Annotated in this window: 22 protein-coding genes; 8 read left to right on the forward strand and 14 right to left on the reverse strand. The window is 64.2% G+C overall.

Annotated features, from left to right (window positions below):
- Positions 1–15: 15 nt before the first annotated feature.
- Both GR158_RS04650 and epmA read right to left on the reverse strand, forming a co-directional pair.
- Positions 16–1071: a lysine-2,3-aminomutase-like protein gene (locus GR158_RS04650; RefSeq protein WP_160870155.1), complete on the reverse strand. Its 1056-nt coding sequence runs from the start codon at positions 1069–1071 to the stop codon at positions 16–18.
- Complete coding sequence (gene epmA, locus GR158_RS04655) at positions 1068–2123, reverse strand: EF-P lysine aminoacylase EpmA (RefSeq protein WP_160870156.1); 1056 nt, start codon at positions 2121–2123, stop codon at positions 1068–1070. The genes GR158_RS04650 and epmA overlap by 4 nt, the downstream gene beginning before the upstream one ends.
- Positions 2124–2286: 163 nt before the next feature.
- On the opposite strand from epmA, the gene efp reads away from it, so the two are divergent.
- A complete protein-coding gene (gene efp / locus GR158_RS04660; protein WP_134647870.1) occupies positions 2287–2856 on the forward strand; it encodes an elongation factor P in 570 nt (189 codons plus the stop codon).
- Positions 2857–2976: 120 nt separating this feature from the next.
- Complete coding sequence (locus tag GR158_RS04665; RefSeq protein WP_160870157.1) at positions 2977–3969, forward strand: adenosine kinase; 993 nt, start codon at positions 2977–2979, stop codon at positions 3967–3969.
- Here the strand turns inward: GR158_RS04665 and GR158_RS04670 are convergent.
- A complete protein-coding gene (locus GR158_RS04670) occupies positions 3962–4486 on the reverse strand; it encodes an SH3 domain-containing protein (protein ID WP_370340622.1) in 525 nt (174 codons plus the stop codon). The genes GR158_RS04665 and GR158_RS04670 overlap by 8 nt on opposite strands.
- A 195-nt stretch (positions 4487–4681) precedes the next feature.
- On the opposite strand from GR158_RS04670, the gene GR158_RS04675 reads away from it, so the two are divergent.
- Positions 4682–5686 carry a D-glycerate dehydrogenase gene (locus GR158_RS04675; RefSeq protein WP_134647876.1) on the forward strand — a complete coding sequence of 335 codons (1005 nt, stop codon included), beginning with the start codon at positions 4682–4684 and terminating at the stop codon, positions 5684–5686.
- 22 nt (positions 5687–5708) lie between these two features.
- On the opposite strand, the gene GR158_RS04680 is transcribed toward GR158_RS04675, so the two are convergent.
- From GR158_RS04680 to GR158_RS04690, 3 genes are read right to left on the reverse strand one after another with little or no spacing between them, the layout of a single operon-like run.
- Positions 5709–6473, reverse strand: a complete 765-nt coding sequence (locus tag GR158_RS04680) for a molybdopterin-synthase adenylyltransferase MoeB (protein WP_160870158.1) — start codon at positions 6471–6473, stop codon at positions 5709–5711.
- Positions 6470–7594: a DNA replication/repair protein RecF gene (gene recF, locus GR158_RS04685; RefSeq protein ID WP_160870159.1), complete on the reverse strand. Its 1125-nt coding sequence runs from the start codon at positions 7592–7594 to the stop codon at positions 6470–6472. Before recF ends, GR158_RS04680 begins: the two co-directional genes overlap by 4 nt.
- Before the next feature lie 36 nt (positions 7595–7630).
- The gene (locus GR158_RS04690) at positions 7631–7852 is read right to left on the reverse strand and encodes a hypothetical protein (RefSeq protein ID WP_160870160.1); all 222 of its coding nucleotides are present in this window, start codon (positions 7850–7852) and stop codon (positions 7631–7633) included.
- On the opposite strand from GR158_RS04690, the gene GR158_RS04695 reads away from it, so the two are divergent.
- Positions 7851–8471, forward strand: coding sequence for an HAD-IA family hydrolase (locus tag GR158_RS04695; protein ID WP_160870161.1), 621 nt, complete (start codon positions 7851–7853; stop codon positions 8469–8471). The two genes, GR158_RS04690 and GR158_RS04695, sit on opposite strands and share 2 nt — an antisense overlap.
- Before the next feature lie 4 nt (positions 8472–8475).
- Here GR158_RS04695 and GR158_RS04700 read toward each other — a convergent pair whose 3' ends face one another.
- Positions 8476–9087: a TetR/AcrR family transcriptional regulator gene (locus tag GR158_RS04700; RefSeq protein ID WP_160870162.1), complete on the reverse strand. Its 612-nt coding sequence runs from the start codon at positions 9085–9087 to the stop codon at positions 8476–8478.
- Between the two features lie 97 nt (positions 9088–9184).
- On the opposite strand from GR158_RS04700, the gene GR158_RS04705 reads away from it, so the two are divergent.
- Complete coding sequence (locus GR158_RS04705; RefSeq protein ID WP_134647884.1) at positions 9185–9421, forward strand: hypothetical protein; 237 nt, start codon at positions 9185–9187, stop codon at positions 9419–9421.
- A 52-nt stretch (positions 9422–9473) separates the two neighbouring features.
- Here the strand turns inward: GR158_RS04705 and dnaJ are convergent, their stop codons facing one another.
- Complete coding sequence (dnaJ, locus tag GR158_RS04710) at positions 9474–10610, reverse strand: molecular chaperone DnaJ (protein WP_160870163.1); 1137 nt, start codon at positions 10608–10610, stop codon at positions 9474–9476.
- A 241-nt stretch (positions 10611–10851) separates the two neighbouring features.
- Positions 10852–12753, reverse strand: a complete 1902-nt coding sequence (gene dnaK / locus GR158_RS04715) for a molecular chaperone DnaK (RefSeq protein WP_134647888.1) — start codon at positions 12751–12753, stop codon at positions 10852–10854.
- A 492-nt stretch (positions 12754–13245) separates the two neighbouring features.
- On the opposite strand from dnaK, the gene GR158_RS04720 reads away from it, so the two are divergent.
- Both GR158_RS04720 and GR158_RS04725 read left to right on the forward strand, forming a co-directional pair.
- Positions 13246–13956 carry a hypothetical protein gene (locus GR158_RS04720; protein WP_160870164.1) on the forward strand — a complete coding sequence of 237 codons (711 nt, stop codon included), beginning with the start codon at positions 13246–13248 and terminating at the stop codon, positions 13954–13956.
- A gap of 1 nt (position 13957) precedes the next feature.
- Complete coding sequence (locus tag GR158_RS04725) at positions 13958–14326, forward strand: hypothetical protein (protein WP_160870165.1); 369 nt, start codon at positions 13958–13960, stop codon at positions 14324–14326.
- A 33-nt stretch (positions 14327–14359) separates the two neighbouring features.
- On the opposite strand, the gene GR158_RS04730 is transcribed toward GR158_RS04725, so the two are convergent.
- The 5 genes from GR158_RS04730 to GR158_RS04750 all read right to left on the reverse strand — a co-directional run bounded on the left by GR158_RS04730 (position 14360) and on the right by GR158_RS04750 (position 20418).
- On the reverse strand, positions 14360–16585 hold the full coding sequence (locus tag GR158_RS04730; protein WP_160870166.1) for a transglycosylase domain-containing protein: 2226 nt from the start codon (positions 16583–16585) through the stop codon (positions 14360–14362).
- A 157-nt stretch (positions 16586–16742) separates the two neighbouring features.
- Positions 16743–17216: a BA14K family protein gene (locus GR158_RS04735; RefSeq protein ID WP_134647896.1), complete on the reverse strand. Its 474-nt coding sequence runs from the start codon at positions 17214–17216 to the stop codon at positions 16743–16745.
- 98 nt (positions 17217–17314) lie between these two features.
- Positions 17315–18262 (reverse strand): lysylphosphatidylglycerol synthase domain-containing protein, encoded by a 948-nt coding sequence (locus tag GR158_RS04740; RefSeq protein WP_160870167.1) that lies wholly within the window; start codon positions 18260–18262, stop codon positions 17315–17317.
- A gap of 191 nt (positions 18263–18453) precedes the next feature.
- Complete coding sequence (locus GR158_RS04745) at positions 18454–19845, reverse strand: M20/M25/M40 family metallo-hydrolase (RefSeq protein WP_160870168.1); 1392 nt, start codon at positions 19843–19845, stop codon at positions 18454–18456.
- A 132-nt stretch (positions 19846–19977) separates the two neighbouring features.
- Positions 19978–20418: a MarR family winged helix-turn-helix transcriptional regulator gene (locus GR158_RS04750; protein ID WP_134647902.1), complete on the reverse strand. Its 441-nt coding sequence runs from the start codon at positions 20416–20418 to the stop codon at positions 19978–19980.
- A gap of 395 nt (positions 20419–20813) precedes the next feature.
- Here GR158_RS04750 and polA point away from each other — a divergent pair, with 395 nt between their 5' ends.
- The gene (gene polA / locus GR158_RS04755; protein ID WP_160870169.1) at positions 20814–23801 is read left to right on the forward strand and encodes a DNA polymerase I; all 2988 of its coding nucleotides are present in this window, start codon (positions 20814–20816) and stop codon (positions 23799–23801) included.
- Positions 23802–23832 lie beyond the last annotated feature (31 nt).

Below are 23832 nucleotides of genomic sequence, written 5' to 3' on the forward strand. Positions count from 1 at the left end.
CCCGACCTGCGCGCCTCAGTCCACCTTCGGCGGATAGGCGTGCATGTCGCCGCGGAAATCCCGCAGGCGGAAGCAGCCGTCGTCCGCCTCCTCCACCGCCATGGAATCCGCACGCACCTTGCCGTGCCCGCCGGGTATATCGAGGATGTAGGCCGGCTGGCAGAGACCGGAAACACGGCCGCGCAGGCTCTCGACCAGCGCCCTGCCCTCGGCAAGCGTCAGGCGGAAATGCGCGGTGCCCGGCGCAAGGTCCGGGTGATGCAGATAATAGGGTTTGACCCGGTTCTCGACGAAGGTGCGCATCAGCGCCGCCAGCACATCGGCATCGTCGTTGACGCCTTTCAGCAGCACCGTCTGGCTGATCATGACCATGCCGGCATCGACGATGCGGGCGATGGCGGCGCAGGCATCCGCCGTGAATTCGCGCGGATGATTGGCGTGAAGCGCGATATAGGTCGTCTTGCCCGAGGCCTTCAGCGCATCGATGAGCGCGGCGTCGATACGGGCGGGATCGACGACCGGCACGCGGGTGTGGAAGCGCACGATCTTCACATGCGCGATCGCCCCCAACCGCTCCATGATGGCCTGGAGGCGCCGCGGGGAGAGCACGAGCGGATCCCCGCCCGTCAGGATCACTTCCCATATCTCCGGGCGTTCGGCGATATAGGCGATGGCCGCGTCCAGCGCCTTGGCCGAGAGCGTGCCGAGGCCTTCCGGCCCGACCATCTCGCGACGGAAGCAGAAGCGGCAATAGACCGGGCAGACATGCACCGCCTTGAGCAGAACGCGATCCGGGTACCGATGCACGATGCCCTCGACGGGGCTGTGGGCGAGGTCGCCGATGGGATCGGCGCGTTCCTCCGGCAGAGTGACGAGCTCGGCGGCATCAGGCACGAACTGGCGCGCGATCGGATCCGAGGGATCGTCGGCATCGATCAGACCGACGAGCGCGGGCGTGACCGCGACCGCATACCGTTCGGCGACGGCCGCCGCATCGGCTCGTTTCGCTTCGGGCACGAGGCCGGCGTCGGCGAGCTCGGTGATCGTCGTCAGGCTGCGTGCCGCCGTCACTGTACCGTCTCCGCAACCGGGGCCCAGATCACATGATCGATGCGCTGGGCACCCGTGGCCAGCATGGCGAGACGGTCGAAGCCGAGCGCGATGCCGCTCGCCTCCGGCATGATGGCGAGTGCGGCGAGGAAATCCTCGTCGAGCGGGTAGGTCTCGCCGTAGACGCGGGCCTTTTCCGCCATTTCCAGTTCGAAGCGGCGGCGCTGCTCCGCGGCGTCCGTCAATTCCCCGAAGGCATTGGCCAGTTCCACGCCGCAGGCATAGAGTTCGAACCGCTCGGCCACGCGCCGGTCATGCGGGGCGGGACGGGCGAGCGCCGCTTCGGCTACGGGATATTCGCAGAGGATCGTGGCGCGGCCGAAACCGAGCCCTGGTTCCACCTTCTCCACCAGCACACGGCTGAACAGATCCGCCCAGGTGTCGTCTTCGGCAACGCGCAGCCCGGCGGCCCGCATGGCCGCGGCAAGCTTTTGCCGGTCGGTCGCGCCATCAGGGTCGATGGTGGCGAGGAGGTCGATACCGGCATGGCGCCGGAAGGCATCGGCCACCGTCAGCCGCTCGGGCGCGAGACCGGGATCGCAGGTCGCGCCGCGATAGGTGAGTTGCGGCACACCTGCCACCTCGGCGGCAAGCTTCAGAAGCGCGCCGCAATCCTCCATCAGCACGTCATAGGTCTCGCCGGCGCGATACCATTCCAGCATGGTGAATTCGGGGTGATGCAACGGTCCCCGCTCCCGGTTGCGATAGACGTGGGCGAAGCAGGCAATGCGCCGTTCGCCTGCTGCCAGCAGCTTCTTGCAGGCGAATTCCGGGGAGGTGTGCAGGTAAAGCGGCGTTTTCTCGCCGGAATGACCGATCGCGGCCGTCGCAAAGGCGTGCAGATGCGCCTCGTTTCCCGGCGAGACCTGCAATGTCGCCGTATCGACCTCGATGAAGTCGCGCGTCGCAAACCAGCCGCGCAACGCCGCCTGGATGCGGTTTCGCGCCAGCAGGAACGGCCGGCGATCGGCATGGACATCGGGCGTCCACCAGGGCGATGGCTTCAGGTTCATGGCGTTTCCATGACAGGTTTCTTCGGACCAGACGGCGGCGGAGACTGGTGTTTTGCCGGAATATAGGATAGTTGCGGCCCCGAAAACGCTTTTTCCGGCGTTCGGGGAAGACGTCGTGCGACGGTCCTCTACGACGCGGTCCATTCAGTTACAAGGAAGACTTATGGTAAAGATCATCGCTTCTTCCGTCCGTAAGGGCAATGTGCTCGACGTCGACGGCAAGCTCTATGTCGTGCTGACGGCGCAGAATTTCCACCCGGGCAAGGGCACGCCGGTCACCCAGGTCGACATGCGCCGCATCTCCGACGGCGTGAAGGTCTCCGAACGCTACCGCACGACCGAGCAGGTCGAGCGCGCCTTCGTCGAGGACCGCGAGCACAACTTCCTCTACGAGGACGGCGACGGCTACCACTTCATGAACCCGGAAACCTACGACCAGCTGACCATGTCGGTCGAAGATATCGGCGACCTCAAGGCCTATCTCCAGGAAGGCATGACGGTCGTGCTTTCGGTGCATGAAGGCGTTGCCATCGCCATCGACCTGCCGCGCCACGTCACGCTCGAGATCACCGAAACCGAGCCGGTCGTGAAGGGCCAGACGGCGTCGTCCTCCTACAAGCCGGCGATCCTGTCGAACGGCGTCCGCACGCTCGTGCCGCCGCATATCACGGCCGGCACCCGCGTCGTCATCGCCACCGAAGACGGTTCCTACGTGGAACGCGCGAAGGACTGACCGGTCTCTTTCAGAAAAAGGCCGCCCGCCGGAAACGGTGTGGCGGCCTTTTTGCTTTCAACTTCCGGAAAATCCGGTAAGACCCGATTCCGGCTCTCACAACGAAGACGGGATTCCCGCATGACCAAATTCGACGTGCTGACGGTCGGCAATGCCATCGTCGACATCATCGCGCGCTGCGACGAGAACTTCATCACGGACAATGGCATCATCAAGGGCGCGATGAACCTCATCGACGCCGAGCGGGCAGAACTGCTCTATTCGCGCATGGGACCGGCACTGGAAGCCTCCGGCGGCAGCGCCGGCAACACGGCCTCGGGCGTTGCCAGCTTCGGCGGCAGGGCCGCCTATTTCGGCAAGGTCGCCAACGACCAGCTGGGCGACATCTTCATTCACGACATTCGCGCCCAGGGCGTGCACTTCGAAACGAAGCCGCTCGCCAAGACGCCGCCGACCGCGCGTTCGATGATCTTCGTCACGCCGGACGGCGAGCGCTCGATGAACACCTATCTCGGCGCCTGCGTGGAGCTTGGGCCCGATGATGTGGAAGAGCAGGTCGTCGCCGAGGCGAAGGTCACCTATTTCGAGGGCTATCTCTGGGATCCGCCACGCGCCAAGGATGCGATCCGCGAATGCGCCCGCATCGCGCATGCCCATGGCCGCGAAGTCTCCATGACGCTGTCCGACAGCTTCTGCGTCCACCGCTATCGCGGCGAGTTCCTCGAACTCATGCGCTCGGGCACCGTCGACATCGTCTTCGCCAACAAGGCCGAGGCGCTTGCGCTCTACGAGACCGAGGATTTCGAAGAGGCGCTGACGCGCATAGCCGAGGACTGCCGGCTCGCCGCGGTGACCATGAGCGAGGACGGCTCCATCATCCTGGCGAAGGGCGAGCGCACCAAGGTGGACGCGATCGACATCCCGAGCGTGGTCGACACGACGGGCGCGGGCGATCTCTATGCCGCGGGTTTCCTCTATGGCTACACGGCCGGCCGCTCGCTTGCCGATTGCGGCAGGCTCGGCAGCCTTGCCGCCGGTCTCGTCATTCAGCAGATCGGGCCCCGCCCGCTGCTGTCGCTGGCGGAAGAAGCCCGCAAGGCCAGCCTTACTTGAAGGCTTCGCCCGGATAGGCGCCCCAGATCTCGTTCTGCGAGACCCATCCGGCGGCGCCTTCCGCCTCGGCACGGCACCAGTCGCCGTTGCACTCGCCGACCTTCACGACGACGCCGGGCTGGATCTTCGCGACGATCGTGGCATTGGGCAGCGCTTCGCGGCGCATGTTGACGAAGACATCGTCGCCCTTGCCGCGCATCCACGGCGCGGTGACGGCGGTGCGCTCGCCCGACAGCAGCGCCTGGTTCACCCAGCCTTCCGTGCCATCGGCATCGCGGATGCGGCGCCAGTTATCGTATTCCTGGATGATCTCCACAGGCACGCCTGACTTCATGTAGCGCCAGGCGACGGCGTAGTCGACGCTGGGGCCGACGCGCAGGTTGACGCTCTTGGCCTTGAGGCTCACGAAGCGCGGCAGCGGCAGGCCGCTCGGCCCCTTGGCCGCCTGCGCATGGGCAGACTGGAGGCCGGCGACGGAAACGAGGATGCCCGCAAGGGCGGCGAGGCTGAAACGCATGACAAGGTTACGCATGGCAAATCCGCACGAACAGAGGAGGGCATCGGGCTGCAGAACCGGCACGCGGCGGCAAATCGCGGGGACCGCTTCCTGAGCGGATTGTCTTCGCGACCGGGTCTGGTAGAAAATGCCCCTGATGAAGCAATCCTTGCCCAACTTGGTTAAGGACCCGTCAACAGGACGCCGGAACATCCCATGACCCAGAAGAAAAAACCGAAGGTCTATATCACCCGCCGCCTTCCCGAGGTGGTGGAGACACGGATGCGCGAGCTGTTCGACGCGGAACTCAACATCGACGACACGCCGCGCAGCCAGCCCGAGCTGGTCGCGGCCGTCAAAAGCGCGGATGTTCTCGTTCCCACGCTGGGCGACCGGATCGATGCCGCCCTCATCGAGCAGGCGGGCCCGCAGCTGAAGCTCATCGCCTGCTTTTCGAACGGCGTCGACAATGTCGACGTGGAAGCGGCGGCAAGGCGCGGCATCACGGTCACCAACACGCCGAACGTACTGACCGAGGACACCGCCGACATGACGATGGCGCTCATCCTGGCGGCGCCGCGGCGCCTGGCCGAAGGTGCGCGCATCCTGACGGACCGCAAGGGCGAATGGGCCGGCTGGTCGCCGACCTGGATGCTCGGCCGGCGCATCTGGGGCAAGCGCCTCGGCATCGTCGGCATGGGCCGCATCGGCACGGCCGTCGCCAAGCGCGCCAAGGCCTTCGGCCTCTCCATCCACTACCACAACCGCCACCGCGTGCGCCCCGACACGGAAGACGCGCTGGAGGCGACCTACTGGGACAGCCTCGACCAGATGCTGGCGCGCGTCGATATCGTCTCGGTCAACTGCCCGTCGACTCCCGCGACCTATCACCTGCTTTCGGCCCGCCGGCTCGAGCTGATGCAGCCGACGAGCTACATCGTCAACACGGCGCGCGGCGGCATCATCGACGAGACGGCGCTGATCAAGTGCCTGCGCGAGGGCAAGATCGCCGGCGCCGGTCTCGACGTGTTCGAAAACGAGCCATCGGTCAATCCGAAGCTTCTGAAGCTGGCGGCGGAAGGTAAAGTCGTCCTCCTGCCGCATATGAGTTCGGCGACCATCGAAGGCCGTGTCGACATGGGCGAGAAGGTCGTGATCAACATCCGCACCTTCTTCGACGGCCACCGCCCGCCCGATCGCGTGCTGCCGGGGCGGGTGTAGCGGGTGGCACCCACCGCAGCAATCAAGTACCGCTATTCCGCCGCCGATATTTCAGCGTTTCGAACCGGACCGCCAGCCCGTCATAGAGCAGCAGGCGGCCGACCAGCGGCTCGCCGGCGCCGGTGACGAGCTTGATCACCTCCATCGCCATCAGCGTGCCGATGACGCCCGTCAGCGCGCCGACGATGCCGGCTTCCGCGCAGGCGGGCACGACGCCCGGCGGCGGGGCTGAGGGGAAGAGATCGCGGTAGCCGGGATAGAGCGCACCGTCCGCGCCGGCCTCATAGGGTTTCAGCACCGTCAGCGAACCATCGAAGCGACCGACAGCGCCGGTAACGAGCGGAATGCCGGCCGCCTCCGCCGCATCGGCGGACGTGTAGCGCGTATCGAAGTTGTCGGAGCCGTCCACGAGGATATCATAGCCGGCTAACAGACCTGCGGCATTCTCTACGTCGATGCGCTTCGCGATGCCGGTGAAGCGCACATGCGGGTTGAGACGCGCGACGGCGGCCGCCGCACTCTCGACCTTCGGCGCCCCGAGGCCGGCTGTGTCGTGAATCACCTGGCGCTGCAGGTTGGAGAGCGAAACCATGTCGTCGTCGATGACGCCGATATGGCCGATGCCGGCGGCGGCAAGATACTGGATAACCGGCGCGCCCAGCCCGCCTGCGCCGACGACAAGCACATTCGCCTGTTTCAGCCTCTGCTGGCCCGCGCCGCCGATTTCGGCCAGCACGATATGGCGACGGTAGCGGTCGATTTCTTCGGGGCTCAGCGGATCGGTCATGGCAGGATGCCTCCGTTCGAGACGGTGAGGAACTGGGCGCGCTCGCCGAGCGCATCGAACATCGACCGGTCCGTGCCGGTCATGAAAGCCTGGCCGCCAAGTGCATCGACGCGGTCGAACAGTGCGGCGCGGCGGCCTTCGTCGAGATGCGCGGCGATCTCATCGAGCAGCAGCACCGGCGCGTGCCCGGTCATGCCGCCGACAAGCCCCGCATGGGCCAAGATGAGGCCGACGAGCAGTGCCTTCTGCTCGCCCGTCGAGCAGCGCTCGGCCTCCATGTCCTTCTCGCGGTGGCGGATGAGGAGGTCGGCACGGTGAGGGCCTTCCAGCGTACGGCCGGCGGCGGCATCACGGTAACGACCGTCCTGCAGCAAGCCGAGATAGATATCTTCGATCTCATAGGCGGGGCGCTGCCATTCCTCATCCAGGAAGCCGGACAGCCGCATCGTGGCGGATGGAAATGGCCCGTCGTCACGCGCCGCCTCAACGAGGCCGGACAGCAGCCCCACCAGTTCATGGCGCGCATGGGCCATGGCGATACCAAGCTCGGCCATCTGCTTTTCCAAGGCAGTCAGCCAGGCCGGATCGGGACGCGGCTCGGTGAGGAGACGATTGCGGCCGCGCATCGCCTTTTCGAAATCCGCGGCGCGACGGCCATGCTCGGGATCGAGCGACAGCACGAGCCGATCGAGAAACCGGCGCCGGTCGGCGGAAGGGCCGGTGAACAGGCCGTCCATCGAGGGGGTCAGCCAGACCACGCGCAGATGATCGAGAAGCTCGTCGACGGTGCGGGCGGGCGTGCCGTTGAGGCGCAGCTTTCGGGCCTGACCTTCCTCGCCGCCTTCGGTGCCGGTGCCGATATCCACCTCGCCCAGCATGCCGTCCAGCGTGGCGAAGACGGAAAAACCGCCGGCGCTTCCGGCGCGCGGGATATCGCCATAGGCGGCGCGGCGCAGGCCGCGACCGGGCGACAGGAACGACACGGCCTCCATGAGGTTCGTCTTGCCGGCACCGTTCTGCCCCGTCAGCACGACATGCCGGCCGTCGAGCGGCAGCGACAGGCTCGCATAGTTGCGGAAATCCGTGAGCTTGAGGCGGGAAAGGGAAACCTTGTGCGGCATGGCTTGAGAGCTAGAGCATTTTTCATGCGAGTGGAATCACTTGCGGGCATATTCGTCGGGCAACAACAGAAAGATGGTGTCGTGACCGTCCGCAACCAAGGCCTGCCCGGCCAATCGTGCAAGAGAGGTTGCCTGCGCGGCCTCAAGCGGGTAATCGAAAGGCCCGCGCCATGCATCCTCTCCCAGTTCAACAGGTTCTGTCTTGCCCAACGCCACGCCCGTTTTCGATCGCAGTTTCTCGGCTTTCCTCTTCGACATGGATGGGACGCTCATCAATTCGATCGCTGCTGCCGAACGCGTCTGGTCGCGCTGGGCGCTGAAGCACGGGCTCGACGTGGCGACCTTCCTGCCGATGATGCACGGCAAGCGCGGCATCGACACCATAACCCAGCTCGGATTGCCGGGTGTGGACGCCGAGGCGGAAGCCCTGGAGGTCGAGCGGCAGGAAATCGAGGATGTGGAGGGTGTCGTAGCCCTTCCCGGCGCCGTCGCCTTCCTGACGGCCCTGCCCCGGGAACGCTGGGCCATCGTCACGTCCGCACCGGTGGCGCTCGCCCGCCGCCGCCTCGCGGCCGCCGGCATTCCGCTGCCGGACGTTCTCGTGACGGCAGAGGATGTCACGAAGGGCAAGCCGGCGCCGGATGGCTACAAGCTCGGTGCCGCGCGGCTTGGCTTCGATCCCGCCGATTGCCTGGTGTTCGAGGATGTGCCCGCGGGTATCCTTGCCGGGGAGAGCGCCGGTGCCAATGTCGCCGTGATCACCGCGACGCACGATCATCCGATCGAGACGGGCCACCCGCAGCTCGCGAACTATCTCGGCGTGGCGCCCGTCGGCGGCGCCGACGGCACGCTGCAGCTCGTCTATACGGCCGGCTGAGGGTTCACGAAGATGGATTTGCTGCAATCCCGGTAAGGACGGCGTCGACGACGGCGTCGATATCCTTGTCGGAAACCTCCAGCCTGTCCGTCAGCAGGCGGCCCCAGGCGAAGCTCGCCAATATTTCCGTCATCAGCTCGGGATCGGCATCCGCCCGCACCTCGCCACGCGCCTGCGCCATGCGAATGATCTCGCCGCTCTGCGCGCGCCGGTCGGCCATGTAGGCGGAAAGCGCGGCCAGTGCCGCCGGCTCGCCCTGCGCCTTCGCCACCAGGCTGCGGAACACGGCGCCGCTGGTATGTTCGCGCCACGTCTTCAGCAGACCCGAAAGATAGGCCCGCAGATCGTCCCGTACATTGCCCGTGTCGGGAAAGATGAAATTGATGTGCTTGCGGCTGTGGTAGACATCCAGCAGAAGAGCCGCCTGCGACGGCCACCAGCGATAGATGGTCGGCTTGCCGGCACGCGCGCGCTTGGCGACCGCCTCTATGGAGAAGCCGTTGAGGCCGTTTTCCAGAAGCACGGCCTCAGCCGCCGCCAGAATGGCCTCCTGGCTTGCCGGATTGCGGGTGGCGCCGATCGAGCGGCGGGCCGGGCTGTTGTCTGTCTCTGACATGGCATTTTCCTTTTTTGCGTTTCTAGCACGGCGGGGACTTGAACGGAACGTTTCGTTTCTATATAAACGAAACGTTCCGTTCTATAAAGGTCCTCCCATGTCCGACACATCTTCTCCCCGCAAACTCTCCAAGCTGCATCTCGCCCTTGCCATGCTGGTGCCCGTCTATCCGCTGATCACGACGATCCTCTATATCGTCCTGCCGCTCACCGAGCGGTGGACGATCTGGCAGCGTACGGCGGTCATCGCGCCTGTGATGGTGTTCTCCATCGTGTTCGTCGTCTCGCCTTTCGTGCAGAAGCGTTTCGCGAACTTCATCCTGCGTGCGGCATAAAAAAAGCCGGGGCGCATCGCGCCCCGGCTTCTTGTTTGTCCTTCGACACGGCTCAACCGTCGAAGAATTCCTTCATCCGGGCGAAGAAACCCGCTGATTCCGGATTGTTGTCCTTCGAGGAAATCTCCTCGAATTCCTTCAGCAATTCCCGCTGGCGTTTGGTCAGCTTCTGCGGCGTCTCGATCTGGATCTGGATATAGAGATCGCCGACCTGCGACGAACGCAGCACCGGCATGCCCTTGCCCTTCAGGCGGAACTGCTTGCCGGCCTGCGTGCCCTCCGGCACCGAGACGCGCGACTTGGTCCCGTCGAGCGTCGCGACATCGAAGGTGCCGCCGAGCGCTGCCGTCGTCATGGAGATCGGCACGGCACAATAGAGATCCGCGCCGTCGCGCTGGAAGAATTCGTGCGGCCTTACCGACAGGAAGATATAGAGGTCGCCCGCGGGGCCGCCGCGAAGGCCTGCCTCGCCTTCACCGGACAGCCGGATGCGCGTGCCGTCCTCGATGCCGGCGGGAATATTGACCGACAGCGAGCGCTCTTCCGTGACACGTCCGTTGCCGTGGCATTTCGTGCAGGGATCGCTGATCGTCTGGCCGCGGCCATGGCAGGTCGGGCAGGTGCGCTCGACGGAGAAGAAGCCCTGTGCGGCACGCACGCGCCCGGAGCCCTGGCAGGTGGCGCAGGTCTTGGGGCTGGTGCCGGGCTTGGCGCCGGAGCCGGAACAGACGTCGCAGGTAATCGACGTCGGCACGCGGATCTGCGCGGTCTTGCCGGCGTATGCCTCTTCCAGCGAGATTTCCATGTTGTAGCGCAGGTCGCCGCCGCGCTCGCGCCCACCGGCCGAACGCCGCTGGCGACCGCCGCCCATCATCTCGCCGAAGATGTCCTCGAAGATGTCGGAGAAGCCGCCGCCTTGGAAGCCACCGCCGCCGCCGAAGCCGCCGCCGCCCATGCCGCCCTGCTCGAAGGCGGCGTGGCCGTAACGGTCATAGGCCGCGCGCTTCTGCGGGTCCTTGAGCGTCTCATAGGCCTCGTTGACGTCCTTGAACTTCTGTTCGGCAGAGGCATCGCCGGGATTCTTGTCCGGGTGATACTTCATCGCCATCTTGCGGAAGGCGCTCTTCAGCTCCTTCTCGTCGGCGGTCTTGGAGACACCCAGCGTCTCGTAAAAATCAGCTTTTGCCATTCGGGTTCACGTCCGTTTCGTGGGAACGGTCTTCTTGTTATGGACCTGGAAGCTTGCCTTAGCCTGCGCAAGCGAAAAATGCGCATGCAAAAAGGCGGAAGCCGGCGAAGGAAAGGCCATGACATCGTCGCCGCGAAAAACGGGAGTGATCATGGTGCCTTGTTTCCCTTCGCGCTGACTTCCGCCTTCCTGCTATCCAACTGCACCGGCCGCGAAGAACGCGGCCGGCATCTCTGGAGGCTTAGGCCGACTTCTTGTCGTCCTTGACTTCCTCGTAATCGGCGTCGACGACGTTGTCGCCGGCATCACCCGAGGATGCGGCCTCTTCGGCCTGCTGCGCCTCGTAGATGGCCTGACCGAGCTTCATGGAAACTTCCATGAGCGTGTTGGTCTTGGCCTTGATGTCCTCGGCGTCCGGCTCGGACGCTTCGACGGCGGTCTTGAGGTCGGCAATCGCGTCCTCGATGGCCTTGCGGTCGGCTTCCGTGACCTTGTCGCCGTAGTCCTTGAGGGACTTTTCCGACGAGTGGATCAGGCTTTCGGCCTGGTTCTTGGCCTCGACGGCCTCACGGCGCTTCTTGTCGGCCTCGGCATTGGCTTCGGCGTCCTTGACCATCTTCTCGATGTCGGCGTCGGACAGACCACCGGAAGCCTGGATGCGGATCTGGTGCTCCTTGCCGGTGCCCTTGTCCTTGGCCGAAACCTGCACGATGCCGTTGGCGTCGATGTCGAAGGTGACTTCGATCTGCGGCATGCCGCGCGGTGCCGGCGGAATGCCGACGAGGTCGAACTGGCCGAGCAGCTTGTTGTCGGCTGCCATTTCGCGCTCGCCCTGCGAGACGCGGATGGTCACGGCCGACTGGTTGTCTTCGGCGGTCGAGAAGGTCTGCGACTTCTTCGTCGGGATCGTCGTGTTGCGCTCGATCAGACGGGTGAAGACGCCGCCCAGCGTTTCGATGCCGAGAGACAGCGGGGTCACGTCGAGGAGCAGAACGTCCTTGACGTCGCCCTGCAGAACGCCGGCCTGGATGGCGGCGCCCATGGCGACCACTTCATCCGGGTTGACGCCCTTGTGCGGCTCCTTGCCGAACAGCTGCTTGACGACTTCCTGCACCTTCGGCATGCGGCTCATGCCGCCGACCAGAACGACTTCGTCGATCTCGGCCGCCGTAACGCCGGCATCCTTGAGGGCTGCCTTGCACGGTGCGACGGTGCGCTGGACGAGGTCATCGACCAGAGCTTCGAACTTGGCGCGCGTCAGCTTCATCGTCAGGTGCTTGGGGCCGGAGGCATCCGCCGTGATGAACGGCAGGTTGATTTCGGTCTGCTGCGAGGACGAGAGCTCGATCTTGGCCTTTTCGGCAGCTTCCTTGAGGCGCTGCAGGGCGAGCTTGTCGTTCTTCAGGTCGATGCCCTGGTCCTTCTTGAACTCGTCGGCGAGGTAGTTGACCAGACGCATGTCGAAGTCTTCACCGCCGAGGAAGGTATCTCCGTTCGTCGACTTCACTTCGAAGACGCCGTCGCCGATTTCCAGAACCGAGATATCGAACGTGCCGCCGCCAAGGTCGTAGACGGCGATGGTCTTGCCGTCCTTCTTGTCGAGGCCGTAGGCGAGTGCCGCAGCCGTCGGCTCGTTGATGATGCGCAGAACTTCAAGACCGGCGATCTTGCCGGCATCCTTGGTTGCCTGGCGCTGCGCGTCGTTGAAGTAGGCGGGAACCGTGATGACGGCCTGCGTGACCTTTTCGCCGAGGTAGGATTCAGCGGTTTCCTTCATCTTCTGAAGGATCATCGCGGAGATCTGCGAGGGGGAGTAACCCTTGCCCTGCGCCTCGACCCAGGCGTCGCCATTGTCGCCCTTGATGATCTTGTAGGGAACGAGACCCTTGTCCTTCTCGACGAGCTTGTCGTCGTAGCGGCGGCCGATAAGGCGCTTCACTGCGAACAGGGTGTTTTCCGGGTTGGTGACGGCCTGGCGCTTTGCCGGCTGGCCGGTCAGGCGCTCGCCATCATCGTTGAAGGCGACGATCGAAGGGGTCGTACGCGCGCCTTCCGCATTTTCAATGACCTTCGCGTCCTTGCCGTCCATGACGGATACGCAGGAATTGGTCGTCCCGAGGTCGATACCGATTACTTTAGCCATGTCATTCTCTCCTTCAAGCGAACTGCCGGAACCCATTCAGGCATTCTTTTGGCAGCCCCTAATGGTATGGTCTTAGCGAAAGCCCCGGACTGATCCGTAGCCTTGCGGGGTATATAAGGACCCCTCCAGACGACTGCAAGACATCGCAAGGCCGCAAAGCGCGCAAAATCAGCACGTCCGACGCAGGAATGCCGGCCCGTCCTCGCACGCTGCAATCAAGCGCAATCGCGGTCGCGATTCAAGCCATTGCTCGTGAATCTGCGCGTCCTTTCAAACAGTGGCACGAGCGTGTGGCCGCGGTTCGCCTCGCTATCTTCGGCCGGGGACGTGCAACCCGCACGTCCTTAGAGGTATCTTCGAAAATAATAAATCGTTTCAATGCCTTGCTAAAGGCATCGAATTTCGCGCAGATTTTTTGACGCCACTTTATCCCCGTCCCCTCCACCGCCCTCACCATTGCCTTGTTTGAAATTGCCGGTGGATGCGCAAGACATGATCCCGACGGACCCAGATCTTATACAGTCACGCTACCAGTACGCAGCGCTCAATGTCGAAATGCGCGCGCTCACCTTGTCCCTCCATCTGAAGGCGGGCTTCCGCGCCGACCAGCCGCGCATCCCGGCGGGAAATCCCGATGGAGGACAATGGACGGCTGAAGGCGATGGAGACCGCCCCATCCTCGTCAGCCGCCGCGGTCCGCGCGGCAACGGCCAGGTGCGCATTCTCGGCAGATGGCAACCCATCACGCCCGCGCAAGAGGCGCGACTGGCGGTCAGTACGAGCCAGATGCAGGAGGCGATACGTGCCGTCAGAAAAATCGACCCGAACTGGAAGCCACCATCACAGCTTTTCGAGTCTGTCGAAGGCCTGATCAGAGCGAATGAAGCTGTAATGAGAGAGGCGCACTTCAGGGTATATGAATTGACGGTAAAACGCATCGGCCCAGGGCCTTTTGCATCGGAATGGATCGTCGCTCCATCCACCAATCGGCGACTTACGCGCGCCGAACAGGACGAGATAAATCGCATCGGTCGCAAATTTGGCTGCCACCGATGCGGCACTAAGATACCCGGGACTAAGAAAGGAGGGTATGTAGGAGATCATCAAGTGCCAACTTCACTAGGTACACCTACACGCATATATCCTCATTGCCTTTTCTGCAGCAATGCACAGGGCGGCATCGTAAGTGGCGGAAAATTCTGAAATGGCCATTCTTCACTTCAGCATAGCACCCGAATACAACAGCGTGTACCTCGCGAGCCGCAATATGCGCGATGTTCCCTACGATTTCAGGGAGAGGATTATTCCATTTACTCCTGACTGCGTGAGCATTCCGTGTACATATTGGAATGACGGCGACACCAATTTTACTGTTGGTGCAGCCTGGGAAATACCGATGTCGACGCCACCCACGTTTGACGGCATTCTCAACACGCCCGACAAAAAGCTTGTCTTCTTCGATGCAAACGAGCCGGAATTTGCCAGCGTTCCCGTGCCTACCATCAGAACAAGAATCCGCGTCTGGATCGATCACCCTAGGGAGCCTGAGAATGTGATCGTCGCCTGGGGGTAGGTCTAGAAGGAAAAGCTCACAAGCAGCAGCCCTTTACCCCCCCAGAAGCACATCCAGCAGCGTCGTGCGCCGCGTGGCCGGCTGACGCTGTTCGCCCACATCGGCGGGTGGCGTCAGGCCGTCGTCGAAGGGTACGGAGCCCGTCTGCTCGCTCGCGACGGCCGCGCCACCTTCTGCCGGGCGCTCGTCGACACCCAGCGTGCGGGAGATGACGTCGAACAGTTCGTCGCCGCCTTCCTGCGGCACGGGCTGCGTGCCCTCCTGCAGGGGATCGCCACCTGCCGTTCCGAAGAGCGGCGACGGTGTCAGCCCGGCGTGGGCGGCGGTCATGAACTGGCTCCAGGCCTGGGCCGGAAGCCCGCCGCCGGTGACCTTTTTCATGGAATCGCCGTTGTCGTTGCCGAACCAGACGCCCGTCGTCAGGTTGCTGGTATAACCGACGAAGAGCGCGTCGCGGAAGGATTGCGTCGTTCCCGATTTGCCCGCCGCCTGCCAGCCGGGAATGCGCGCCGCCTTGCCGGTGCCCTCGGTGATGACCCGCATCATCATGCCGTTCATCATCGAGACGATGTTGGGTTCGAGAACGCGGGGCGGATTGTCGTAGGTGTTCTCGTAGAGCACCTTGCCTTCGGCGGTGGAGATGCGGCGGATGATGTGCGGCGTCGCCTTGTAGCCACCGTTCATGAAGGGCGCATAGGCCGATGTCAGCTCCACAAGCGTGACTTCGGACGTGCCGAGCGCAATCGAGGCATTGGCCTGCAACTCCGATTCGATGCCGAGCCGGCGCGCCAGCTTGACGACATCGTTCGGACCGACCTCCATGACGAGCTGGGCCGCGATCGTGTTGAGCGAATGGGCAAGCGCGGAGGCGAGCGTTACCTCGCCGCGGTATTTCTGATCGTAGTTCTCGGGCGTCCAGTTGCCGATCCGGACGGGCGCGTCGTTTCGCACCGACAGCGGCGAACGGCCCGCTTCGAGGGCGGCGGCGTAGACGAAGGGCTTGAAGGCGGAGCCGGGCTGGCGCTTGGCCTTGGACGCACGGTCGAACTGGCTCGTGGCGTAATCCCGCCCGCCGACCAGCGCGCGGATGGCGCCCGTGCCGTCGATGGAAACGAGGGCGGCCTGGGAGGCGTTGGATTTCGCACCGTTCTTGTCGAGCAGCGCCGTGAGCGTCTCCTCGGCCTTCTTCTCGAGATCGAGGTCGATGGTCGTATCGATGACGAGGTCTTCCTTGACGTCGCCGATCATGCCGGGCAGCTGCGCCATCACCATGTCGGCGGCATAGTACTGGGCGCCTGACCAGTAGCTCTTCGCCCGCGCGGGCGTCTGCGACATCGCGGTCTTGATCTCGGTGTCGGTGACGAAGCCCTCCTCGCGCATCGCGCCCAGCACCACCTGCGCGCGGGCTTCGGCGGCTTCCGGGTCGCGGGCGGGCGACAGGCGCGACGGCGCCTTCAGCAGGCCGGCCAGAAGCGCCGCCTCGCCGAGATTCACATCGCGGGCGGACTTGTTGAAGTAGCGACGCGACGCGGCCTCGACGCCATAGGAATTCGAGCCGAAGAAGACGCGGTTGAGATACATCGCAAGGATCTGGTCCTTGCTGTATTTGTGCTCGAGCCAAATGGCGAGCAGCACTTCCTGCACCTTGCGCTCCAGCGTGCGGTCGGGCGAAAGGAACATGTTCTTGGCGAGCTGCTGCGTCAGCGTCGAGCCGCCCTGCACCATGCGGCCGGACGTGACATTCGTCAGCATGGCGCGGGCAAGCCCCAGCGGATCGATGCCGAAATGCGAGTAGAAGCGCCGGTCCTCGATGGCGATCACCGCCTGGGGAATGTAGGGCGACATGTTTTCCAGCGACAGCGCCTCGCCGCCGGTCATTCCGCGGTTTGCGATGGCCTCGCCGTTGACGGCGAGGATCTTGATGTTCGGCGGGCGATCGGGAATGGCCCAGCTCGTGGCGCTCGGCATGCGCGCGCCGTAATAGAGCACGAGGCCGCCCACGCCGATCGCGCCCCAGATACCCAGCACGATACACCAGTAGAACAGGCGGCGGATAAGGCCGAAGAAGCCGCCGGACGCGCCGCGCCGGCGCGACGAGGCGCGTTTCTCACGCGGCGCCTTGCGGGCTTTGACGCGGCCCTTGCGGCCGCCATCGACAACACGATCCTCTGCGCCGACGTGGAAATCATCGTCGTCGTCTCGTCGCCCGGAACCCCGGAAAGACGGTTCGATGCGCTGGGATTTTCGGTTGGATGCCATAAGCGGTCGGATATGCCCTCGGAAACGTCGTCGTCCGATGGACTCTAAATGCGGCGATTTAAGGGGTCGTTAAGAAGCGGTGAACACGTCGCCGTGACTTTGAGCCAAATCGGCGTGAAGAGAACGGGCGGCCCGAAGGCCGCCCGAGGAAACTGCCTCAATAGTAAGGCGAAAGGCACTCGCGGCGCGGGCCATAGTTGGGCTGGAACGTGTTGTCGTAAGCCCGGTAGGAGCGGTACTGCGCGTAGCACCAGTCGGTGTGGCGCGGATTGATACCGGCTTCGCGCGGACGCGAGTAACCGTCATTGGCAATCGCACCGCCGATGATGGCACCGGCGCCGAAGGCAGCCAGCGGATACCACCAGCCATCCGAATGGCGGCGATAGCCGCGGCGGTGTTCACGATAACCGCGATGGCCGTTGTGCCAGCCGCGACGATCCTCGCGCCACGCGCGGCGGTCACGATCCCGATAATGACGTTCGCGATAGTACTGCACCTGCTCGACGTCCGTGGACTGCGAGACGCCGGCCTTCGGCAGCGGCATGGCGATGGCCGGCACCGCCACAAAGGACGTTGCAAACATGGCCGCGGCCACGACTGCCGAAAGGCCGGTCTTGATCGATGTCTTCATGGCGGTCTCCCTACTGTTCAGAGTTCTTCATGTTGTTCAGACGGTTCATAGAATGAAATAATTCGAATGAACGCAGTATGAACCGGAAAGATCCGTGCCTAGTCTTCGCCTTCCCGCACCCGCGCGAGGTAACGGGATCGCTCATAGATCAGGATCACCACCAGCGCCATGACGAAGGGGATGATCAGGTAGAACAGCCGGAAGACGGCGAGCGCGGCGAGTACCGCCGCCGGATCCATATCCGGCAGGCCGGCGATGAACACCAGTTCCAGCACGCCGATGCCGCCGGGAGCATGCGACAGCAGCGCCACCGAAAAGGACGCGAGAAAGATGCCGAGGATGATGAAGAAGCCCGGATTGCCCTCCGCCGGCAGCACGAAATAGATGATCGCCGCTGCACCGATCAGCTCGATGGGCGCGATGAAGAGTTGTCGGAAGACCAGCGAGGGCTTGGGATATTCAAGCTTCAGCCACCGGGTGTTGATCGGCCGGAAACCCACGAGGCTGCCCACGACATAGAGCGCCACCAGGGCCAGGATGACGAAGCCCGTCGAATAGGCCGCTTCCAGCGGCAGAAAATCGGCGAAGCGCTCGATGATCTCCGGCTCCAGCACCAGGACGAGGCCGAACAGCATCACCGTGCCGAGCGCGAAGGTGAAGGAGCAGAAGGCGACGAGAACGCCGACCTCCGATCCCGTCAACCCCTTCGACGTATAGGCGCGGTAGCGCACCAGCGCGCCGGAGAATACCGAGGCGCCGATATTGTGCGACAGCGCATAGGTCGTGAACGAGGTGAGCGTGATGTACCACAGCGAGATGCGGTGGCCGAGATGTTCCAGCGCGAGATGGTCGTAGGCCGCAAGCGCCGCATAGGCCACCAATGTCGCGACACAGGCCAGCAGCCATCCGGATGTCGGGATGGCGTGGATGCTGGCGACGAACTCATCAAGGGAAAGACCGCGCAGGTCCTTGTAGAGAATGTAGACGGACAGAGCGATGGCGAGCGTGCTGACGAGCGGCCAGAAGAACTTCTTCAAACGCTTCATCCCGCTTCGCCTCCTGCCGGCATCATGCTGTTGCGGCAAGGGTTTTTCGCGATCCATCGTGACGCCATCCTCATCCTTTCCCCGTTTTGCGCGCCTGTCATCGCACGCGGCGATGCAGGCTTTCTCTTGTCCGTAGGCCAGTCTTTCCGCTTGTGCGATTAAAGCCGGTCCCTTTCGCGATCACATCTGCGTCAACGCGCGGCGAGCGCCGCAAGAATCCGCACCCAGGAGCGGATGCCCTTCTCGAAGGAGCGCAGCTCGTATTTCTCGTTCGGCGAATGGATGCGGTCGTCCGCCAGGCCGAAGCCGACGAGAAGCGAATCCATGCCGAGCATCTTCTGGAAATCGCCGACGATGGGAATGGATCCGCCCATGCCGATGATGACGGCGGGATTGGGCCATTCGTCGGAAAGCGCCGACTTGGCCTTGTTCAGCAGCGTCGAATCGTAGGGCAGCTGGATTGCCGGCGACCCGCCATGGGCGTGGAACGTCACCGAGCAATCGGCCGGGATCCTGGAGCGCACATAGGCGCGGAAGGCATCACGCACCTGCGCCGGGTCCTGCTTGCCGACGAGGCGGAAGGACACCTTTGCCGAGGCTTCCGCCGCAATCACGGTCTTGAACCCTTCGCCCGTATAGCCACCGGTGATGCCGTTGACCTCCGCCGTCGGGCGCGCCCAGGTGAGTTCGAGCACGGAGCGGCCCTTTTCGCCGGAGGGAATGGAAAGCCCGACCTCGCCGAGGAAGCTTTCGGCGGTCTTGCCGAGCGTCTCCCAGGCCGCCTTGATCTGGGTCGGCGTCTCCTCGACGCCGTCGTAGAAACCATCCAGCGTGACGCGCCCGGTCTCGTCATGCAGGCCGGCGAGGATGTCCGCGAGGATATGGATCGGGTTTGCCGCCGCACCGCCGAAATAGCCGGAATGCAGGTCGCGATCGGCCGCCTTGATGACGATCTCCTCGCCGACGAGGCCACGCAGCCCGCCCGAAATGGCCGGCGTATCGCCGTCCCACATATTTGTATCGCAGACCAGTGCGAAGTCGGCCTTCAGCTCGGCGGCATTGGCCTCGAGGAACGGCTTCAGCGACGGAGAGCCGGACTCCTCCTCGCCTTCGAAGAGGATGGAAACGCGGCAGGGCAGCGCGCCCACCGTTTCCTTGTAGGCCCGGCAGGCCTCGACGAAGGTCATCAGCTGGCCCTTGTCGTCGGATGTGCCGCGGCCCGTGATGACGCGGCGGCCGCCGGCGGCGTCGCGGACGGCCGGCTCGAAGGGATCGTTGTCCCAGAGGTTCAGCGGATCGACCGGCTGGACGTCGTAATGGCCGTAGAACAGGACATGCGGCGCATCGGGTTTGGCGCCATCGTGATGGGCGACGACCATGGGATGTCCGGGGGTGTCACGCACCGTCGCGTCGAAGCCGAGCGAGCGCAGTTCCGCCACCAGCCACTCGGCCGCCCGGCGGCATTCGGCCTTGAAGGCCGGATCGGTGGAGATGGACTTGATGCGCACCAGTTCGAACAGGCGTTCGAGGCTGGCCGGGACGCCGGCAATGGCGTGATCGAGGACGGGCAGAATGTTGGTCATGGTAGAATCCCCGGAGAATACCGCGCCGGGCGTGGAAACGTCCGGGCCTTCATGCGGCAAATCAGATATGTTCGTGCCGACATTAGACCGATCGCGTCGGGGAGGGCAAATCGTATGACGCTTCCGCGACGGTCACACGCGCGGATCGCGGCCGAGATTGGCAAGCAGCATGCGCATGTATTCAAGCAGGAGCTCGCGCTCGAAACGACGGAAGCCCTGGAAGAGAGCGTCCTCGGTCTGGCTGGCCGCCGTCATGGCCGTTTCGCGCAGCGCCTTGCCGCGCGGCGTGAGGAAGATGAGTTGCGCGCGCCGGTCGCTGGGGTGACGCCGGCGCGAGATCAGGCCATCGCGCTGCATGCGGGCGAGCGTGTTGGCCATCGTCGCCTGCTCGATGTCGAGGCGGTCGAGAAGTTCGCGCTGGGTGAGGCCGTCGCCGTTCCACAATTCGAGCAGGACCGGAAACTGCCCGGGGGCGAAGCCCGCTCCGTCCGCCCGCGCCTGAAGGGCACGGGACGCCGCCTTCGCCAGGAGATTGGCGAGGTATGCCGCCGACGCCGTCCGGTCAAAGTCCATGCACGGAAGCTATGCCGGTTCAGGGCCGAAGACAATGCATAGCCTGCGATCCTTGGGCCCGAAAACGAGAAGGGGCCCGAAAACGAGAAGCCGCCGACGACAGGAGGCTTGTCGCGGCGGCTTCTTCGAATTATGGACAAAGGCCCGGAGAGGGGGATGAGGCCTTTGTCCTTTGTCTGGCGCGGCGGGGGACAGGCCGTGTGCCAGACAACGGCTTTGATCAGGTGCCGTTGATGAATAATTGTGGCTCCGAATGTGGCTTTTCAAGGGAGCCAAGTGCCCGCCAGAATTACAAATTGGTAACGTTCGCGTGAGGCTTTTCAGCCCCGTGAAAGGCCTTTGCGAGCACAATGAAAGATGGACGCGGAAAGCCGCCCGCGCTATCCATTCACCCCATGAAAAAAGGTGATCATCTCTTCCTCGTCGACGGCTCCGGCTTCATTTTCCGCGCCTTCCACGCCATCCCGCCGCTCAACCGCAAATCGGATGGGCTGCCGGTCAATGCCGTCTCGGGTTTCTGCAACATGCTGTGGAAGCTCTTGAAGGATGCGCGCAACACGGATGTGGGCGTGACGCCGACCCACTTCGCTGTCATCTTCGACTACTCCTCGAAGACCTTCCGCAACGAACTTTATGACCAATACAAGGCAAACCGCACCGCGCCGCCGGAAGATCTCATTCCGCAGTTCGGCCTCATCCGCCATGCGACACGCGCCTTTAACCTGCCCTGCATCGAGAAGGAAGGCTACGAGGCCGACGATCTGATCGCCACCTATGCCCGCCTTGCCGAAGCCGACGGGGCCGACGTCACCATCGTCTCGTCCGACAAGGACCTTATGCAGCTCGTGACGCAGAACGTCTCGATGTACGACGGCATGAAGGACAAGCAGATCTCCATCCCCGAGGTCATCGAGAAATGGGGCGTGCCGCCGGAAAAGATGATCGACCTCCAGTCGCTGACGGGCGATTCGACCGACAACGTGCCGGGCGTGCCCGGCATCGGCCCGAAGACCGCCGCCCAGCTCCTGGAAGAGTACGGCGACCTCGACACGCTGCTGGCCCGCGCCGAAGAGATCAAGCAGGTCAAGCGCCGCGAGAACATCGTCGCGAACCGTGAACTCGTCCTGCTCTCGCGCCAGCTCGTGACGCTCAAGACGGACACGCCGCTCGACATGGCGCTCGACGAGCTGATCCTCCATCCGCAGGACGGCCCGCGGCTGATCGCCTTCCTCAAGGCCATGGAATTCACCACGCTCACCCGCCGCGTCGCCGAAGCCTGCGATTGCGATGCGGGCGCCATCGATGCGGCCGATGTGCCGGTCGAATGGGGTGCGGAAGCCCATGGCCCCGATCTCGACAAGGGCGATGTCGCCGGCCCGGCGCTTGAGCTTGACGGCGAGGAGACGGCGGCCGAAGCGGCCGCGACGCTGCTGCCTACCGCCGGCGCGGACGCCAACACGCCTAGCGCGCTTGCCCGCGGGCGCGCCGAGCGCTTCTCCGCGGCGCCGATCGACCACGCGGCCTATGAGACGGTGCGCGATCTCGCAAGCCTCGACCGCTGGATTGCCGCCGCGCGCGAGACCGGTCTCGTCGGCTTCGACACGGAGACGACCTCGCTCGATGCGATGCAGGCCGAGTTGTGCGGCTTCTCGCTTGCCGTCGCCGACAATGCGAAGGACCCGACCGGTACGGTCATCCGCGCCTGCTATGTGCCGCTCAATCACAAGACCGGCGTCGGCGACCTGCTCGGCGGGGGTCTTGCGGAGGGCCAGATCCCGATCCGCGCGGCGCTCGAACGGTTGAAGGCGCTGCTGGAGGACCCATCGGTCCTGAAGGTCGCGCAGAACCTGAAATACGACTACCTCGTCATGCGCCGCCACGGCATCACCATGCAGAGTTTCGACGACACGATGCTGATGTCCTATGCGCTCGATGCGGGCGCCGGCACGCACGGCATGGATACGCTTTCGGAGCGCTGGCTCGGTCACAAGCCGATCGCCTACAAGGACGTCGCCGGTTCCGGCAAGGGGGCGCAGACCTTCGACATGGTCGACATTGCCCGCGCCACCGCCTATGCGGCCGAGGACGCCGACGTGACGCTGCGCCTGTGGCATGTGCTGAAGCCGCGCCTGGCAGCGGAACGCATGACGACCGTCTATGAACGGCTGGAGCGCCCGCTGGTGCCGGTGCTGGCGCGCATGGAAGAGCGCGGCATCACCGTCGACAGGCAGGTCCTGTCGCGCCTTTCGGGCGAACTGGCCCAGGGGGCCGCCCGCTTCGAGGAGGAAATCTACGAACTGGCCGGCGAGCGTTTCAACATCGGCTCGCCCAAGCAACTCGGCGACATCCTGTTCGGCAAGATGGGCCTGTCGGGCGCTTCCAAGACCAAGACCGGCCAATGGTCAACCTCCGCGCAGGTGCTCGAGGACCTCGCCGCACAGGGCATTCCGCTGCCGCGCAAGATCGTCGACTGGCGCCAGCTCACCAAGCTGAAATCGACCTATACCGACGCGCTGCCGGGCTTCGTGCATCCTCAGACCAAGCGGGTGCACACCTCCTATGCGCTCGCCTCCACGACGACCGGCCGCCTCTCCTCCTCCGAGCCGAACCTGCAGAACATTCCGGTCCGTACGGCGGAAGGCCGCAAGATCCGCACGGCCTTCGTCTCGACGCCCGGCAACAAGCTGGTCTCGGCCGACTACAGCCAGATCGAGCTGCGCGTGCTTGCCCATGTCGCCGATATCCCGCAGCTGAAACAGGCCTTTGCCGATGGCATCGACATTCATGCGATGACGGCATCGGAAATGTTCGGCGTTCCCGTCGAGGGCATGCCGGGCGAAGTGCGCCGGCGCGCCAAGGCGATCAACTTCGGCATCATCTACGGCATCTCGGCCTTCGGCCTGGCCAACCAGCTCTCCATCGAGCGCTCGGAGGCCGGCGAATATATCAAGAAGTATTTCGAGCGCTTCCCAGGCATCAAGGACTATATGGACAGCACGAAGGCCTTTGCGCGCGAGCACGGCTATGTCGAGACGATCTTCGGCCGCCGCGCGCACTATCCCGAGATCAAGTCGTCCAATCCATCCGTGCGCGCCTTCAACGAGCGCGCCGCTATCAACGCGCCCATCCAGGGTTCGGCCGCCGACATCATCCGCCGCGCCATGGTGAAGATGGAGCCTGCGCTCGCCGCCGCCGGCCTTTCGGCCCGCATGCTCCTGCAGGTACATGACGAACTGATCTTCGAGGTCGAGGACGGCGAAGTCGAAAAGACGATCCCCGTCGTCGTCGACGTCATGGAAAACGCCTCGATGCCGGCACTTTCCATGAAGGTGCCCCTGAAGGTGGATGCACGCGCGGCCCATAACTGGGACGAGGCGCACTGAAGGGACGGTTGCCCCTCATCCGCCTGCCGGC

It is taken from the genome of Shinella sp. AETb1-6, from assembly GCF_009826875.1.
Taxonomy (GTDB): Bacteria; Pseudomonadota; Alphaproteobacteria; order Rhizobiales; family Rhizobiaceae; genus Shinella; species Shinella sumterensis.